Source organism: Clostridium sp. Cult3 (assembly GCF_021655115.1).
In the GTDB taxonomy this organism is placed as follows: Bacteria; Bacillota; Clostridia; order Tissierellales; family Tepidimicrobiaceae; genus PPXY01.
Genome location: NZ_PPXY01000005.1, coordinates 1 through 17,058, shown reverse-complemented (window position 1 = coordinate 17,058; position 17,058 = coordinate 1). Strand labels below are relative to the sequence as shown.

The following is a 17,058-nucleotide window of genomic DNA, read 5'->3' as shown; positions in this document are numbered from 1 at the left end:
CCCTCCTTTCCTTATTGACCTTTCCAACGATTAACTAGATTATTATCAATCCCCATCATATCCAGTATTCTTCCCGTCATGTTTAAAACTATGTCCTCTATGGTTTCTGGATGATTATAAAATCCTGGACTAGGTGGAAATATAGTAACTCCCAATCTAGATAATTTTAACATATTCTCTAGATGTATAGGACTTAGAGGGGTTTCTCTTGGAACTAATATCAACTTTCTTCCCTCTTTAAGGGTTACATCACAAGCCCTAGTCAGTAGACTATCGGAAAAACCATTGGCAACACTAGATAAGGTTTTCATCGAACAAGGAAGAACTACCATGCCATCTACTTTAAAAGATCCACTGGCTATGGGAGCTGCAAAGTTCTTGTTGTCATGAAAGTAGGTAGCCATACCTTTTAGTTCATCTAAGCTTATACCACATTCATGATTAGTTACATACTCTCCCATGGTGGTTACTACCAAGTGAGTTTCTATATTTAATTCCTTTAATGCTTTAAGAAGAGATATGGCATATATAGAACCACTCCCTCCTGATATTCCAACTACTATCTTCATGGTATATCCTCACTTTCTAACAATAGATGATTAATAGTCAACTTAATTATCTATTGTCAATTGAATAGGGGGGACCTAAGCTTTACTTATCAATATTTTAACATAATTTTAAACTAATGTCCCCCCTAAACCTTATTTATTATTCAACTTTATTTTCTTTGTCTCCTCCGCCTTCCCATGGATCCAGACCTTTTTCCCAAGCATCTTTGTATTCGTCAATAGTCATTACCTTAGCAAATATGCTTAAGTCCTTAAGTCCATATTCGTGCATTTCTTCTGTCTTGGAGTCACAGCCATCGCTTAAAGCTATTACTCTGTAAGCTCTAGCTAGTGCGTCTGTAGCTGTACTTCTAACACATACGTTTGTCCATACTCCTGTTACTACAACAGTATCTATATTTTCTTCTCTTAAGTATAGATCTAAGTCAGTATATGCAAATCCACTATGTCTTCTCTTTGGTACTATATATTCTCCTTCTATAGGATATAGTTCTTCTATAAAGTCTGATCCCCAAGTTCCTCTAACAGCGTGAACTGGTCTAACTCTAAAGTCAGCGTCGTTTTCCCTGTGAGCTTCTTGAATGTGTACTATTTGAATATCGTCGCCTTCTCTTTCTCTAACCCATTTCATTAGGTCTTGAAGATTCTTAGTTATTCTTCCAGCACCTGGACAATAAAGTGATCCTTTCTCGTTAGCAAAATCGTTTAACATGTCTATTATTAATATTGCATGTCTTGACATTTAATCAACACTCCTTTTCTCTATTTATTCTATCATATATTTTATTAGGCGTGGCGTAAGCAGCCTTACGCCACACTTAACAACAAATTAATATTTAATGGTCCTTGGTAGAACTTGGATGCTTTGTCTCTTAACAAACTTACCAAATCCTGGTTGAACCTTAATTCCCTTAATTCCTCTAATATGCTCATCTATTACTTCTGGATGGTTTATTCTATAGCTGTTTTCGTATTCCTTACTGTGTAGATTTGGGAATTCCTTGAATATTTCTGGATATCTTTCTTCTACACCTTCTGGATAGTTGTGAACGATAGTTTGTAGATCTTCATCAGTCATCTTTGCTAATGTACTATCATCTATATCTTCAAATACTACGTGTCCACGAACTACAGTCTTAACTACTTTACCCTTTAGTTCTATGCCTTCAAGTGGATTGTATCCACACATAGTAGCTTCGTTCTTAGGATTAATAGTCCATCTCTTGTCTAGGTCTATAATCGTAAAGTCAGCATCGGAACCTATATGCATTGCACCTTTCTTTGGATATAATCCATAGTGTTTAGCAGCGTTAGTTGATAATATATCTACCAATCTACTTAAGGAGATTCTTCCCTTATTATATCCTTCACTTACCAATATAGGTACCATAGTTTCTACTCCTGGTATTCCTGGGAAAGCAGTCCATATATTTAGACCTTCTTTAAGTTTTTCTGCTTCTAATTCATATGGAGCATGGTCTGTAGCTATGAAGTCTACGCTACCGTTATTTAAGCCTTCCCATAGCATCTTGTTGTCCTTCTTCTCTCTTAGAGGAGGAGCAATCTTTGCACATGGACCATATTTAGTCATAGCTTCTTGGTAGTTTAACATTAAGTAGTGTGGACAAGTTTCACTTGTTACATTTAATCCTCTTGTCTTAGCTTCTCCAACTAATTTAGCACCAATTCCTGTACTCATATGAACTATGTGTAGTCTAACACCAGTGTCTTCAGCAAAGCTGATGCCTAATTGGATAGCAACTTTCTCTGCTAATTCCATTCTAGCTTCTGCCCAAGCTGGACCATCTAAACGTCCTTCTTCTTGGAATCTCTTTACATAGAAATCACACATAGCAAAGTTTTCAGCGTGAATTCCTATAGGAAGACCAGTTTTAGCTACGGCCTTGAAAGCTTCATACATTTCTGGGTCTGTAACCCTTGGATAAGTTGGTACTGATGGTGTCATATATGCCTTAAAAGCAACAGCACCAAAATCCGCTTGTTCTTGAACATTGTCTAGCCAACCTTCTCTTACGTCTTCTCCTGTAACTCCACCCCACATAGCATAATCTACTAGGGCTTGTGGTTCTACTAAGTCTAGTTTTAATTTCAATTGTTCAACGCTTCTTGCCGATGGAACTGAACAACAAGGCATATCTATAACTGTAGTTACACCGCCTCTTGCTGCTGCAGCTGAGCCAGTTAAGAAGTTCTCTCTATGAGGGAATCCTTGATACATGAAGTGTGTATGTGAATCTATACAACCTGGTAATGTTAAATGACCGCCAGCATCGATTATCTCTTTTGCATCTACGCCATCTACATTGTCTAAGAATCCAGCAATCTTTTCATCCTTTATTAGGATGTTTGTTAAAATGGTATCATCACCTTGTGGAATCCTAGCATTTTTGACTATAACGTCATACATTTTGTAAACCCCCTTATTATTTTAAGAATATCTTTCATTTATAATATCATAGAGGTAAAAAATAAACCTTGTTAGATTACTATAAAAATTTTGCATTAAACAAAGAAATCCGTAAAAGATTTTGTAAGTATTATATAATGAATATGTATATTTTTCATATAAGTTTCTATTCAAAGGGTATGTAAAAAACATCCTCTTTAACTGGGGCTAAAGAGGATGTATATTGTAATTATTAAAAGTCTATATCATCCTTATACAAGATACAAGCTTTCAGATTTTCTCATATATTCTATTTATCTAAAGTTTTTATCAATGTGTCTACATCTGCCACATCTCCTACTACATAATCTATATTATCCAAAAACGCCTTGTGAAATTCTACTGAGGTTCCAGCAACACAATCCGAAACTACTACTGCATGCATATCCCTTTGCTGTGCATCTAAAGCTGTTGCATACACGCATACATTTGTTGCAGCTCCAGCAATTATCAAAGTATTTCGGTTAAAAGCTCTTAATAAAACCTCTAAATCCGTTAGATAAAAACCACTATATCTTCTTTTTATTATTACATAGTCATTTTCCTCAGGTTTTAATTCTTCAATTATTTCTACTCCTTTTGTACCCTCTAAACAATGTTCTGGTTCATGTCTTTCAAGTTCCATCCCAAAGTCTACTTTTTGTTTCCTATGCATTTCTTGTGTATACATTACAGGTATATCATTTTTTCTTGCCCAAGAAGCAAGTTTCTGCACATTTGGAATTATATCCCTTCCACCAGGGCACTCTATTGGAGCACCTTCAGCAATAAAATCATACTGCATGTCTATAATTATTACAGCACAATCATCCTTTTTAATTTTGTTCAAGTTATTTATCGACATAGTAATCCTCCCTTTATTCTAATTTATATTATTTATAATCAATATCCTATTAAAACCCACCTAGAAGAAACCTTACAACAATACCGGATATCATTCCTAAAAATGGGTCTGTTGCAGATGTAACTATAGTTGTTACCCCTGCTATTACAGGATCCCCTTCAAGGCCCAAAGCAATATTACTAGGAAACACTATTATACTTCCTAATACAAATAAAAATCCTGCTATTGATTCATTAGGAACATATTTGGCAACCTTTGGAAGTACCCTAGATAGTAAAATAACTATCATAATGGCCATCATTAAAATACCACTTGCCTTTGGATTAGGTGCTACAGCTGTTCCACTAATAATTGCTTCAACAGGGCCCCCACCAAACATAGCACTCAAAGCATCTCCTACGCCTGAGTAAAGTGTTACTAAATCAACATTAGTCTTAAAGTTAGCCAAACTACCTGTAATGCTGGCATATGCTATATTCCCACCAATTTGTAATGTAACTAAAGCTAAGGTGCTTCTAATGATATTGTAATTCAATTTGAAATTTAACAATTTAAATTTTTCATTCTCTAAATTTACTTTCTCCTGCTTTTCATCACTCTTATTATTCCTATTAATCAAAATCCAAATTGCCGAACTTAAAAATACACTTATTATAATCGTATAAACTAAATCAAAAGTTAAAAAATAAGTTAGTATAGCAGAACCAAAAGAAATAGCACCTACCTTCCAATTAGTTTTTAACATATCAATACCAACTTTAGCTAGTATAATGCCTACCCCAGCCATCATACCATTAAGGATTGAAGGACCAATGAAATCTATAGTAGGCTCCAAAAGCCCTAAGCCTCCAATAATCGCCATTATCACCCCTGTATAAAAAACAATATTAAGCCTTTCAGTCTTATCCTTGCCAAGAGTCCCTGCTAATACAATAGATTCAGCTTGGAACGATATTGGAGCAACTTGATTGAATGCTAACACACCTACAATTCCAGGGAGAAACCCCAATGCGGTTGGAAAAGCTCCAAACCCATAATTAAGAGCTAAAAGCCCTTGGGGAAGTCCATTAATAACCGTTGCTAGAGCAGCTAAAACATCTTTTAACGTCATAATTTACACCTCTTTCAAATTGTTTGTAGTGTCAAATATAAGGATATATTTAGACACCCAAATACTAATTTATAAATATTTTATATCAATTTGGCTGTATCCCCTCTTTTGATATGGTTTTAGCAAGAGGAAAAACTAAATTTATTGGAAAAAGAAGGACAAACCAAAATGAAAACCTTGATTAATAATTTATTATAGCGCTCCAAACGTTTTCTTGTTATCTTTGTTTGTTTTCATATCTTTTTTTAACACCACCAAACCTAAGCCATTAAAATCCCGATGAGAATCTATAAAGCAATGACAATATTCTGTTATGATTGAAAATATAGCATATAAATAGAATTTAATATGTAAATAATATTTTAGTACTTAATATAAATTCGTCGACTAGTAAACATATGAATTTATATTATTGGCTTATTCCAAAATATTCTTAATATACTTTATATTATTGTTGGTTTAATTATAGCATTGTGATATTATAGAATCCAATATATAATTTCATATGAAAACCATAGGCTTAACCTATGGCAAAATTATTAGATAGGATTTTATAAAGGAGAATAAAGATGAATTATAATATACTTAGATATGTTATAACAGTAGCAGAAGAAAGAAATTTTACGAGAGCTGCTAAAAGACTATATATAACACAACCTTCATTGAGTCAAACCATAAAAAATGAAGAAGAAAGACTAGGGGTTATATTGTTTGACAGAAGTAGTAGTCCTCTAACTTTAACAGATGCAGGAAAAGAATATGTTCTCTGGTCCAAGCAAGTATTAAGTCTTTATGAAAATATGGAAAGAAGATTACAAGATTTTTCAGACAAGGAAGTTTCATCTTTAAAAATAGGTATTTTACCAGAATTTAGTTCTTTTATACTCTCTGATCCATTAAAGTTGTTTAGGGAGAGGAATCCAAATAGTTTTGTTCAAATTGTTGAACAAAGCAATAATGATTTAGAAAAAAGCTTAGAAGATTCCAAATTAGACTTTATCATTGGATTGACTCATAAGGACAAATATAAATATTGTAGCGAACCACTATATGATGAAAAAATAGTATTAGCTATAACTCCAGATTTTTCCCCTCAAAATAAGGATGCAGTGGAAGTAGACTTAATTGAATTTAAAGATGCACCGTTTGTTATAATGGAAGAAGGACAGTTTTTATATAATGTAACTCATGATTTATGTAAAAAAAGTGGATTTATACCTAGAGCAGTTGTAGAATGTTATAATCTTGAAACTGCTTTGTGCATGGTAGAAGCTGGTGTTGGCGTATCAATAGTTCCAGATTTGATGTGTAAAGTAGTAGGGGATCTTAAATATTATAATATAAAAGGACCAACTCCTGAGTCACAAATATCATTAGTTTATCGAAGAGATAGATATATAACTAAAAAGACAAGGGAACTTATAGAACTTATAAAAGAACATATTTAGTAAAGAAAAATATATGAGCCAAATGTTTTTGAATAGGTTTTCAAAATTATTAATATGTTTTCGGTAAATTATAATGATGAATTTGTATATTATTAATATAGGTTTTATAATTTTAATAGATATAATTAGATTTAATATGGTATATTTATGTAAAGTGAAACATTTATAAGGAGGTATAATTATGGCTTTAAAATTGATTGACTTATCACAGGAAATATTTGAAGGTATGTCCATATTTCCAATGCACCAAAGAACCTTCATAATGACCAATATGACCCATGAAGAAAATATGGAGATGACGGGAAGCCCTACATTAGGATTTTCAGCTAGAAATCTTCTAATATCTGAGCACTGTGGAACCCATAGCGACGGAGTATCCGAGTTCAAACCTGGCGGCCCTACCATCGACAAAATGCCTTTGGAGCATTTCTGGGGTAGCGCCATCTGTATTGATGTATCTCATGTTAGATATCCAAACTATATCGAACCAAGGGATTTAGAAGAAGCCGTTAGAAAATCTGGTCAAGAGATAAGAAAAGGGGATATAGTCCTTCTTTATACAGGACATCACGATAGAGCCTACGGAACAGATAAATTCCAAACGGACTATACTGGGCTAAGCTATGAAGGCGCCAAATGGTTAGCTGAACAAGGAGTAATGAATATTGGCGTTGACGCACCAGCCATAGATTTAACCCCAGATGATATTAATTTCTCTGGACACTTAGTATGTGGGGAATACAATATTACAAATACAGAGAACCTATGTAATCTAGACAAGGTAGTCAACCAAAGATTTTTATACATTGGACTTCCTCTAAAGATTAGAGATGGCTCAGGTTCACCAATTAGGGCAGTAGCTTTGGTAGAAGAATAATATCAAAATACAAATCCCTGGCGGAAAGGTTTTCCACCAGGGATTTATACTAATTATTTAGTCAACAACTCTCTGATCTTCAATGCAATTTCCAAATTCAATCTATCATTAGGATCATCTAAATCCATGCCTGTAATCTCATTTATTCTGTTAATCCTATATAAAATAGTATTATAATGGGTATATAAATTTTCCGACATCCTAGTTAAATTTCCATTGTGTTCAAAATAAGCTTCTAAAGTCTTTACCAACTCTGTAGACTTCTTACCATCATAATCTACCAAAGGTTTCAAAGTAGTATTGTAAAAATCCTCTAACTCCTCTGTTAAAAAATCCTGACATAGTATCTTAAATATTCCCAACTCGTCAAAAGTGATTATCTCCTTATCGATGATAGCTTTACCTGTTCTAATGGTTTTAACTGCATCTGAAAAGCTTTTATTTACATTGTCTAGACCTTCGTAAACTCTACCTACTCCTATCTTTACTTCCATATTGTTGAACTTTTCATCTAAAGCTTCCATTACTCTATTGTTAAAATTATTCAATCTATCTTCGATTATGCTTTCCTCTTCAAATCCTAACAATACCTGAACTCCATTAAGTTTGGTAGCTACTATACCGCTTAAATTTAAATATCCCATTATATCCTCAATAATAGTAACCATAGTATTTACATAATCCTGTAAATACTCAAATAAATATTCGTCATCATTTTCATCTTCAAACCTCAGTTTAAGACTCATTACTTCTATAATATAATGATCATTTGGGTTTAAATTGAAAAAGTGGGCTCTTTCTAAAGCTTTTCGCTTTCTTTTTGGATCTGCTGAAATCAAATCCTCAAAGAACTCAGACCTATACCTTATCTCCACTTCTTTTACAGTTAACTCCTGCAATACGGCTAATGCAATGGTAGTTGCAGCAGACTCGATTATAGATAAATCAAATCCACCTAAAGGTGTATTGGTAGACCAGGTAAATATGTGACCATATACATTGTCTTTAAGGACAATAGGCATGATCATCCTGTCCACAAATTTACCCCCAATAATGACTCTGTCCTCATCTAATCTTTTTAGCTTGCTTCTTCCATCATTTGGATCATAAAATTCCTTTACATCGGTTAAAAACTCGGTTTTTAATCCTTCATTTACCTCACCTAATTTTTTATATGTCTGATTTGAAAAGTTTAAACTCAAAATGACTGGATTCTTTATATTATCGTGAATTACCTGAGTTACTTCTTCTGCTCCATTGCCTTCAAGCATTACTGCCATAAACTGTTCGTGAACCTTTTCTATCCTCTCCAATAGGGAGGCTTGTTTGTTAAATACTTCCTTAAAAACATCCATCATAATATCGGATAATGGTATTGACTGATGAACGTCTATCAAAGGAAAACTCAACTCATCGGCTAGATCCAAAACCTCCTTAGAAAGGGAATCTAAATAAGGGGAAACCTTTATACCTATTCCAGCTAAATGCCTTTTAGAACATTCTTTTATTAGTTTTTTCTGGGCCTCCACATTATCCTTTTCAAAAAAATAAGCAGTAGTTAACAGAAACTCCCCTTCTTGGACCCAATCCATTATATCTGGATCCGCCATTATATTCACTCTAGATATGGTATTTCTAATACCCTTAAAACCTGCAATCAATTTAGAATCGCCCATTACCTCTAGACCCATCATATCTTCAACACTAATTCCATTTTGTCTAGACATATTACACCTACTCCCCTATTTATTCATAGCCATCACAAAAATTATAACATAGGGAAAAAATTATGTCTACTTAGGTTCACACACTTCATTGCCTCGTACATATCTATGGATAATATTTCTATCGTCTCCAATATATATAAACTTCTGTATCCTCTCTTCTAATGATATTTCATCTCCACACATTAGAGAAGAATCATCTATTACCAATGCATCTAATTCATATCCTTCTTCAAAACTACCAACCTTCCCAAAGAATGCTCCTCCCCCTTTAGTTCCTAGGAAAAAAGCTTCTGAACTAGTCAAAGGCTGTAACGCCTTTCCAGTCTCCAACCATTTCATCTTAGAGGCTTGTATAGCTGCTGCCATAACACTAGGTATGCTTAAACTATTCCCTCCAGATATATCCGATCCTAAACCTACTGGTACATTCTTATCTAAAAACTTCCTCACTGGCATTATTCCACTAGATAAGTTGTAATTAGAATAAGGACAGTGGGCTGCAAACACTCCATTTCCTGCCATCAAGTCGATTTCATCTTCTGTATTATATATACAATGAGCCATGATAGTATTGGTCTGACCAAATAATCCATACTCATTATATACAGATGCATAGTCCGGTAATTCTGGATGCAATTCCCTAACCCACTCTACTTCAGATGTGTTTTCACTTAAATGGGATTGAACGGGAATGCCATGATTAACAGCCAATTTGCCTAGACCTCTCATAAGCTCTACCGAACAAGTAGGCACAAACCTTGGGGTAATTATAGGCTTTACAAGGCTAGATTTGCCCTTATATTCTAATATAATCTCCTCCGTCTCCACTATAGACCTTTGAGTATCCTCTGTAAGCTCAGGGGTAGTATTCCTATCCATATTTACCTTACCTACATAAGCTCCCAGCCCTGCCTCCATAAGCATATCCATCAATAGTTTGGTACTTTCCGTATGAATGCTACTAAATATCACTGAACGGGTAGTACCTTCCCGCCATAAATCCTTAACTAGTTTAGAGTACACCTTCTTCGCATATTCCGTATCTCCATACTTTCCTTCCTCAGGAAAAGTATAGGTGTCAAGCCAAGGGATAAGCTCCTTATCTAAGCCCAATCCTCTATTAGGATATTGGGGAGCATGAAGATGTAAATCTACAAATCCTGGTATTATCATCTTTCCTGTATAATCTTTAATAGGATAATTCTTAAATTCATCAGCTAATTCTTCATATATTCCTACTACCTTCCCATTTTCCGCTACTATATAGGAGTCTTCATAAGTTTCAAACTTGTCCTTAGTAGGGGTATACACTATATTCCCTTTTAATATTATTTTACTCACATATATCACTCCTTAAATTTAGCTTATTCAAATATATTATATCTATTAAACAACTCACAAATATATATAAAATATATACAAATCAAATAACTATCAAAAACGGTGCCAGGCACCGTTTTTGATAGTTATTTGTAATAATTCTGTAATATTCCCCTACATTCCATAAGCCTTATTCAATTCCAATATCCTTTCCTTCACTTCATCTCTAAGCTCTGCTGGTTCTAATAGCTGAACCTTGCCACCAAATTGAAGTATCCAAGATATAAAGCCTTCGCTTACCAACACATCGGCTATGATAATACTATGTCCATCATCTTTAGGAAACATAGTTACATCTACTCCAAATTTATCTATAATGGCGTTTAATAAGTCATTAGTAAATCTAATCATTACCCGTTCCTCTTCGCCGGTAAATACATTGAAGGTTGAATCCATATACTTAGTTACGTTGAAATCTTCTATAGATTCCATATGCTGTGCCAACTTCCTATTTTCATCTAGTATCTTTACCTGATTTATCCTATCGACTCTATAGTGAGAAATATTAGAATACTTATCGTGAACCCCTATTAGATAATAATTATCATCCCTCCACACCAATGCATAGGGGCTTACTATGTAATCTTCTCCTTCTTTTCTAAACTTCTGCTCCTTATTTATGTCATAGGTCAAATATTTAAAACTTATCTTTTTATCCTTACTAGTAGCCTCTTCTATCATATTTATATTGTAATATACACATTCATTTTCGGATTTTCCTTTGGAATCAATATATAGGTTACCCATAGTTTTTTTGGCAAATCTATTGCTAGATAGGCTAAGTAATTTTTTTATCAACTGCCTAGTCTTCCTTGGAGATAATGCCTTAAAGGCTATTACCGAATCGATTAATATCTTTATTTCCTCCTCTTCAAAAAGTCTACTTCTCATATAATATCCAATATTGTTTTCTTCAAATGGGCAAATATCATATCCATACTCTATTAAAGTATTAATATCCCTAATAACTGAGCGTCTCTCTCCTGTCAATCCTCTATCTTCTAATTCTCTTACTATATCATTAGAGGTTAGGATATTACCCTCATCTGTTTTCTTGTTCAATATATCCAATACATGGAGTAATCTTAATTTAGTATTTGGTACATTAGCCATATAGATCACCTCATATAATAGTTTACCTATTGCTCATAAGAATTTCAAAAAAACCCCATTTTACTATTTTAGTAGCAAAATGGGGTGGATATTAAAGATGATTGATTTCTATTCTTCTATTTCCCTTCCAGGAAGAATCAAATTAAGTATTATAGCGGCAATAGTCCCAGTAGTCATTCCTGATTGGAATATAGTTTGGACCGTTGGGTGGAACCCGCCCAATATCTCTGGTTTAAATACTACAGCTAAACCTAAACCCATAGATACTGCTACTAACAAACTATTTCTTCTATTTAAATCTACATCTTGCAATAGTTTAAATCCACCAACAGCAATCATACCAAACATCATAATTCCAGCTCCACCTAAAACAGGGTTTGGCATTATAGCTACCAATGCTCCTAATTTAGGAAATATACCTGATAAAATCAGTATTATTGAAGCTACAACTACAACAAATCTACTGGCTACACCTGTAAGAGGTATGATTCCAACATTTTGACTGAAAGAAGTATTTGGGCCAGCATTGAATATACCAGCTATGAAACTTCCAATACCATCAGCTAATACACCGCCGGACAATTCCTCTCCAGTTATCTCATGCTCACTAGCATTAGCAACGGACATTAAATCTCCTACCGTTTCAATTGTGGTAACCAGATAAGCTGGAATAAAGGCTAATATAGCTGACCAATGAAACTCTATTCCAAACTTAAAGGGTCTTGGTAAAGCAATCCAAGCTGCATCCTTTACCGGTGTAACATCTAACAATCCCATAGGTATGGAGATCAAATAACCACATATGATACCTATAAGTATAGCACCAGAACTGGCAAAGCCTTTTCCCCATTGATTTAATAGAATTATTATTACCATTACAATAAAAGCTAATAATAAGAATGTAGGATTACCATACTCTGGATTTCCTGCTCCTCCAGCAACCCAATCAACAGATACAGGTATCATTGTAAGCCCTATTAAAGAAACTACAACTCCTGTAACTACTGGTGGGAAGAACTTCCTCAATGGTTTTATAAATCTACTTAAAATTATTTCTAAAAACGAGCCAGCCAAAGTAGCTCCAAAATATCCTGGCAATCCAAAAGCACTTGCCACGGCAATACCGGGCCCAACAAAGGTAAAGTCTGTACCCATCATACAAGGTAATCTAGAGCCTGCCTTGCCAATACCATAAACTTGAATAAAAGTAGCTATACCTGATACAAACAATGTAGCACTTACCATGAAGGCCATTTCCTCTACTGATAAGCCTATAGCCTGTCCTACTACAAGGGGTACTGCAACAATACCACTAAAAGCTGCCATAATATGTTGAATGGCTAGAGGTATTGCTAACCTCAAAGGTGGTTTGTCATCAATACCATAGATTAATTCTGAACCTTGCGTTTGTTCTAAATTTTCACTAGACATATTCATCCCTCCTAAAAGTTATCTGCAAATATACTTCTACAAAAAAAAACAAATACCTTTGTTATTTTCATATAAATTTTTCTTACCCCACTTCCTCATTTTGTTATTATTTTGCTTTTTCTTACAGTGCAAATGCTTCCCTACCCTATATATGTGCCAATTATCAATATTGTGAATATTTCACAAAGATTTAAGGGGTATTTTTATTTTTTGTATAAAAAAACTCTGCCTTTAGTCCATAGACCAAAAGCAGAGTTTGTTATTTTTGGTAGCCCCAAGGGGAATCGAACCCCTGACTTCGCCGTGAGAGGGCGATATCTTAACCGCTTGACCATAGGGCCATAGTATTGAATTGGCTCCGGGACTAGGATTCGAACCTAGGCTATGTGATCCAGAGTCACAGGTGCTACCAGCTACACAATCCCGGAACTACCTTTGAACAATATCTATTATACTCCTATTTGCTACAGATTTCAACAGTTTTTATTAATAAAATCTATAGCCCTATCTATCCTCTCTATACATGCCTCTTTCCCTAATACAGATATAATATCGAAAAGTCCAGGCCCTACCGTTCTTCCCGATATAGCTAATCTAGTAGGATGGATAATATCTCCACCCTTTATTCCCAATTCATCGATCAAATCCCTATAGACCTTTTCCACCGTTTCCACATCAAAGGATGGAGCTTTAGCTAATACGACTTTACCTTCTTCCAGAATTTCAGCAACTCCTTCCTTCCTAAACCTTTTTTTAACTCCCTTAGGGTCATATCCCTCAATATCCTTAAAGAAGTATTCACTAGCATCAGCTATTTCTGGAAGTAGTTTTACCTTTTCTCTTACAGCATCTACCACCCTTTTGATATACTCGTAATTCTCTTCAACATCATCTTCCTCTATCAACCCTTTTTCTATTATAAAAGGTATGGCTTCCTTAGTAATATAATCTAAATCCAGCTCCCTTAAGTAAACTCCATTCATCCAAGTAAGCTTCTCTACATCGTATATAGCAGCGGTTTTGGATACCTTATCTAGGGAAAATTTATTTATGGTGTCTTCCATACGGAATATCTCCTCATCCTCACCTGGAGACCAACCTAGTAAAGTAAGATAGTTGACTAAAGCTTCATTTATATATCCCTTTTCCCTAAACTCCTCTACTGAAGTAGCCCCATGTCTTTTACTCAACTTACTCCTATCTGGGGCAAGGATCATGGAAATATGGGCAAATTGTGGTATATCATATCCTAAGGCCCTGTACATCAGCACCTGTTTAGGCGTATTGGATAGATGCTCCTCTGCCCTTATGACATGGGTGATCTTCATCTGATAATCGTCTACTACACAAGCAAAATTATAAGTAGCTATGCCGTTGGATTTTAAGATAATATAATCATCCATTTGACTATTATCAAAGGACACCTTGCCTCTAATCATATCCTCTACCTCCGTAGTACCTTCCCTTGGAGTTTTGATTCGAACTACGTAGGGCTTACCTTCTCTTAGATTCTTCTCTACCTCTTCTTCCGTAAGATTCAAGCACCTACCTGAATACCTAAAGGGCAATCTTAATTTTCGCTGCTTTTCTCTATCCTTTTCAATATCCGCCTCAGTACAAAAGCAATAATAAGCCTTTCCTTCATCTAATAGCCTTTGTACTTCTTTTCTATATATATCCAATCTGTCCGATTGATAAATTGGTCCTTCATCCCAATCCATACCTAACCATTTCATACTTGAAAGTATCTGTTCTACAGAATCCTCCTTAAGCCTATCCCTATCTGTATCCTCTATTCTAAGGATGAATTTTCCCTTATTTCTTTTAGCAAAATAATAATTAAAAAGTGCTGTCCTTGCTCCACCTATATGTAAATATCCTGTTGGACTAGGAGCAAATCTAACTCTAATATCCTCCACTGAAAAGACTCCCTTCCTATTAAATTAATCTTATAGCTTATTATATCACTTTTAAAGCTTTTGATTAAATAATTATTTAGGCCCAAGGGACAACCCCTTGGGCCTATGCTATTATGCCTTAGGAACAGATGAATCAATTTTTAATTTCATCAAAAGTTCATCGGTAAAATAGTTGATATTTTCCTGCCACATTTCATAGTTGGTAATCTTATTTAAGGTAATATTTATCTTTCTATTTATACAGTCAATATTATCATCATTGATAAACTCTATCTCCCTATTTTCCATAAAGCTTTTTGTAATAAGATCCATAATATAAACTATGATCTCTTCTCTTTCCCTATGGCTAAATCTAGTGTTCAATGCTTCATTTTCTTTCAAATTGTTGAGAAATCTATCCCTCAAAAATACTAAAAATCCTTCAAAGGCTTCCGCATTATTTCCTACTTCTATTTGAAATATTATCTTAAAAAACAAATTCCACTTAAAATCCTTGTTTATTATCTCCAAAATCCCTTCCCCGATTCTTCTACAGAATTCATCCTCATAGTTTATTTCCCTTTCAAACTCAATATATCTATCAAAATGTATCTCCTTGTCTTCAATTTGATATAGTCTTTCTAAAACCTGTATAAATACGGTGTTGTAGTTGTTCTTTTTACAGGAGCCATTCTTTTTTAAAACATAGGATACTATTACATCACAGGTCTTCCTATAGTCTACCACAAACCCAAACTCCTCCTTGGTCTTCTCCGAATATATCTCATATATTATCTTGGATAAAAGGGCCTCCAACTGTTCTCTTCTCTTTTCCTCATTGGATTCATCCATATCTCGTAGGTGATTGTACAGTATCATAAGCTGTCCGTCAATCATATTCAAATTTTCCCTTAAAGAATACATTACATCCTTAAATAGATCCTCTGTAAGCAGATACTTATAGTTCTTATACAATACCTTGTGCTCTACTTCCCCCCAAAATACATTTACAAGAGACTGAATCTGTAATTCAAAATTAATGGCATTATCTCCATTTATGTACTTTCCATCTACTTTATATATATCAAATCCATTTTTCTGTAATTGGGGTTGGTCTCCATCTAGTTTTAATAACACATTAGGTTTCTTTTCATTATAATAATAGCCTTTTTCTTGTTCTTGGGAAAGATTGAACAGTTCAAGTAATTTATTGTATACATCCTTTTCATCTTCGATAAATCTACATTCTATTCTTACGCCTATTAGATCTGACAGGTTTTCAAGAAGAGTTTCCGGTGATTTGTATTTTAAATAAAAGTCATGTCTTAGTATTTTTTCCTTTAAGCTCATAGATGATTTGACTCTAGAAGTGATGTTTAATACATTGTCATAGCCTAAAAACATTTCTTCAAAAAAATCCTCTAATTCCTTGCTGCCTTCATGAAGAATGTCTTCATAGCTATCCACCAATTGAATTGTATCATCGATAAAATCAAATATCTCTAAACGCATATGTAAGGCCCCCTTTAAATATTTGGCTCTTATACACACCCATTATATATTATACCACAGATAAAAATAAAAAAACGGTGCTTAGCACCGTTTTCTATTTCTACCCTCCACCGATCAAACTATATATTTCTATATTGTTATTATCATCAAGTTCTATATGGTATTTATCTTTGGGGATTTTTTTCCCATCTACTTTTACCACCACAATATTTTTTGGAAGACCCATGGTTTGGATTAGTTCCTCTATAGTAGTCCCTGGTTCTATATCCCTTTTCTTACCATTTACGATCACCTTCTCACCTCGTGTATACCTATTCTTCCAATAGCCATCCTAAAGAAAGTCTCTTAAGCGTTCCCTCTGTAGGATTACCAGTTTCCTGATCCCATCCAGCTATATTATAATAGGTAATCAATGCTTCATCAAATTTTTCTCTATCCATGGCTACCCCTTTAGATGGTCCCTCTTTAAAAGGTTCAAACAATCTTTCTGGAAGATAGTCGTCCTCTTTGTCAAATCCAGCCTGAGCATTAAAGTACCTCATCATGTTTATCCTTCTCTCTCCAATAAGCATCAACTCATGAATAGATGTATCCCAATCAATAGCCACTTTAGCAAATTCAACTACATCCTTCGGGCCATATAATTCCCAGGATGGTCCCCACACAAACTGGCATAGACAG

Annotated in this window: 15 protein-coding genes and 2 tRNA genes; 2 read left to right on the top strand and 15 right to left on the bottom strand. The window is 34.4% G+C overall.

The window, feature by feature from the left end:
* Window positions 1-11: 11 nt before the first annotated feature.
* The 5 genes from C3E88_RS01265 to C3E88_RS01245 form a co-directional block, all read right to left on the bottom strand.
* The gene (locus C3E88_RS01265; RefSeq protein ID WP_236908232.1) at window positions 12-569 is read right to left on the bottom strand and encodes a UbiX family flavin prenyltransferase; all 558 of its coding nucleotides are present in this window, start codon (window positions 567-569) and stop codon (window positions 12-14) included.
* Between the two features lie 139 nt (window positions 570-708).
* Window positions 709-1,311 (bottom strand): cysteine hydrolase family protein, encoded by a 603-nt coding sequence (locus tag C3E88_RS01260; protein WP_236908231.1) that lies wholly within the window; start codon window positions 1,309-1,311, stop codon window positions 709-711.
* An 87-nt stretch (window positions 1,312-1,398) separates the two neighbouring features.
* On the bottom strand, window positions 1,399-2,997 hold the full coding sequence (locus tag C3E88_RS01255) for a dihydroorotase (protein WP_236908230.1): 1,599 nt from the start codon (window positions 2,995-2,997) through the stop codon (window positions 1,399-1,401).
* Between the two features lie 289 nt (window positions 2,998-3,286).
* Complete coding sequence (locus C3E88_RS01250) at window positions 3,287-3,880, bottom strand: isochorismatase family protein (RefSeq protein WP_236908229.1); 594 nt, start codon at window positions 3,878-3,880, stop codon at window positions 3,287-3,289.
* A 49-nt stretch (window positions 3,881-3,929) separates the two neighbouring features.
* Window positions 3,930-4,991, bottom strand: a complete 1,062-nt coding sequence (locus C3E88_RS01245; RefSeq protein ID WP_236908228.1) for an NCS2 family permease — start codon at window positions 4,989-4,991, stop codon at window positions 3,930-3,932.
* A gap of 569 nt (window positions 4,992-5,560) precedes the next feature.
* Here C3E88_RS01245 and C3E88_RS01240 point away from each other — a divergent pair.
* Window positions 5,561-6,439, top strand: coding sequence for a LysR family transcriptional regulator (locus tag C3E88_RS01240; RefSeq protein ID WP_236908227.1), 879 nt, complete (start codon window positions 5,561-5,563; stop codon window positions 6,437-6,439).
* A 181-nt stretch (window positions 6,440-6,620) separates the two neighbouring features.
* Complete coding sequence (locus C3E88_RS01235; protein ID WP_236908226.1) at window positions 6,621-7,316, top strand: cyclase family protein; 696 nt, start codon at window positions 6,621-6,623, stop codon at window positions 7,314-7,316.
* A 53-nt stretch (window positions 7,317-7,369) separates the two neighbouring features.
* Here C3E88_RS01235 and C3E88_RS01230 read toward each other — a convergent pair whose 3' ends face one another.
* The 10 genes from C3E88_RS01230 to C3E88_RS01185 all read right to left on the bottom strand — a co-directional run.
* Window positions 7,370-9,043: a PucR family transcriptional regulator gene (locus C3E88_RS01230; RefSeq protein WP_236908225.1), complete on the bottom strand. Its 1,674-nt coding sequence runs from the start codon at window positions 9,041-9,043 to the stop codon at window positions 7,370-7,372.
* A gap of 66 nt (window positions 9,044-9,109) precedes the next feature.
* Window positions 9,110-10,384 (bottom strand): guanine deaminase, encoded by a 1,275-nt coding sequence (guaD, locus tag C3E88_RS01225; RefSeq protein WP_236908224.1) that lies wholly within the window; start codon window positions 10,382-10,384, stop codon window positions 9,110-9,112.
* A 153-nt stretch (window positions 10,385-10,537) separates the two neighbouring features.
* Complete coding sequence (locus C3E88_RS01220) at window positions 10,538-11,536, bottom strand: helix-turn-helix transcriptional regulator (protein WP_236908223.1); 999 nt, start codon at window positions 11,534-11,536, stop codon at window positions 10,538-10,540.
* A gap of 108 nt (window positions 11,537-11,644) precedes the next feature.
* Window positions 11,645-12,967: a uracil-xanthine permease family protein gene (locus C3E88_RS01215; protein WP_236908222.1), complete on the bottom strand. Its 1,323-nt coding sequence runs from the start codon at window positions 12,965-12,967 to the stop codon at window positions 11,645-11,647.
* 266 nt (window positions 12,968-13,233) lie between these two features.
* A tRNA-Glu gene (locus C3E88_RS01210) sits at window positions 13,234-13,308 on the bottom strand.
* A 12-nt stretch (window positions 13,309-13,320) separates the two neighbouring features.
* Window positions 13,321-13,395: transfer RNA gene (locus C3E88_RS01205), tRNA-Gln, on the bottom strand.
* 45 nt (window positions 13,396-13,440) lie between these two features.
* The gene (gltX, locus tag C3E88_RS01200) at window positions 13,441-14,886 is read right to left on the bottom strand and encodes a glutamate--tRNA ligase (RefSeq protein WP_236908221.1); all 1,446 of its coding nucleotides are present in this window, start codon (window positions 14,884-14,886) and stop codon (window positions 13,441-13,443) included.
* A gap of 111 nt (window positions 14,887-14,997) precedes the next feature.
* A complete protein-coding gene (locus tag C3E88_RS01195; protein WP_236908220.1) occupies window positions 14,998-16,377 on the bottom strand; it encodes a GTP pyrophosphokinase in 1,380 nt (459 codons plus the stop codon).
* Between the two features lie 100 nt (window positions 16,378-16,477).
* Complete coding sequence (gene thiS, locus C3E88_RS01190; protein WP_236908219.1) at window positions 16,478-16,669, bottom strand: sulfur carrier protein ThiS; 192 nt, start codon at window positions 16,667-16,669, stop codon at window positions 16,478-16,480.
* 19 nt (window positions 16,670-16,688) lie between these two features.
* Window positions 16,689-17,058 (bottom strand): aldehyde ferredoxin oxidoreductase C-terminal domain-containing protein (locus C3E88_RS01185; RefSeq protein ID WP_236908218.1); only part of this gene is annotated, 370 nt, incomplete at its 5' end.

Excerpts from the sequence above, each read along its gene's own strand:
- C3E88_RS01265 (WP_236908232.1), bottom strand. The coding sequence starts at position 569 with ATGAAGATAGTAGTTGGAATATCAGGAGGGAGTGGTTCTATATATGCC.
- C3E88_RS01260 (WP_236908231.1), bottom strand. The coding sequence starts at position 1,311 with ATGTCAAGACATGCAATATTAATAATAGACATGTTAAACGATTTTGCT.
- C3E88_RS01255 (WP_236908230.1), bottom strand. The coding sequence starts at position 2,997 with ATGTATGACGTTATAGTCAAAAATGCTAGGATTCCACAAGGTGATGAT.
- C3E88_RS01250 (WP_236908229.1), bottom strand. The coding sequence starts at position 3,880 with ATGTCGATAAATAACTTGAACAAAATTAAAAAGGATGATTGTGCTGTA.
- C3E88_RS01245 (WP_236908228.1), bottom strand. The coding sequence starts at position 4,991 with ATGACGTTAAAAGATGTTTTAGCTGCTCTAGCAACGGTTATTAATGGA.
- C3E88_RS01240 (WP_236908227.1), top strand. The coding sequence starts at position 5,561 with ATGAATTATAATATACTTAGATATGTTATAACAGTAGCAGAAGAAAGA.
- C3E88_RS01235 (WP_236908226.1), top strand. The coding sequence starts at position 6,621 with ATGGCTTTAAAATTGATTGACTTATCACAGGAAATATTTGAAGGTATG.
- C3E88_RS01230 (WP_236908225.1), bottom strand. The coding sequence starts at position 9,043 with ATGTCTAGACAAAATGGAATTAGTGTTGAAGATATGATGGGTCTAGAG.
- C3E88_RS01220 (WP_236908223.1), bottom strand. The coding sequence starts at position 11,536 with ATGGCTAATGTACCAAATACTAAATTAAGATTACTCCATGTATTGGAT.
- C3E88_RS01215 (WP_236908222.1), bottom strand. The coding sequence starts at position 12,967 with ATGTCTAGTGAAAATTTAGAACAAACGCAAGGTTCAGAATTAATCTAT.
- C3E88_RS01195 (WP_236908220.1), bottom strand. The coding sequence starts at position 16,377 with ATGCGTTTAGAGATATTTGATTTTATCGATGATACAATTCAATTGGTG.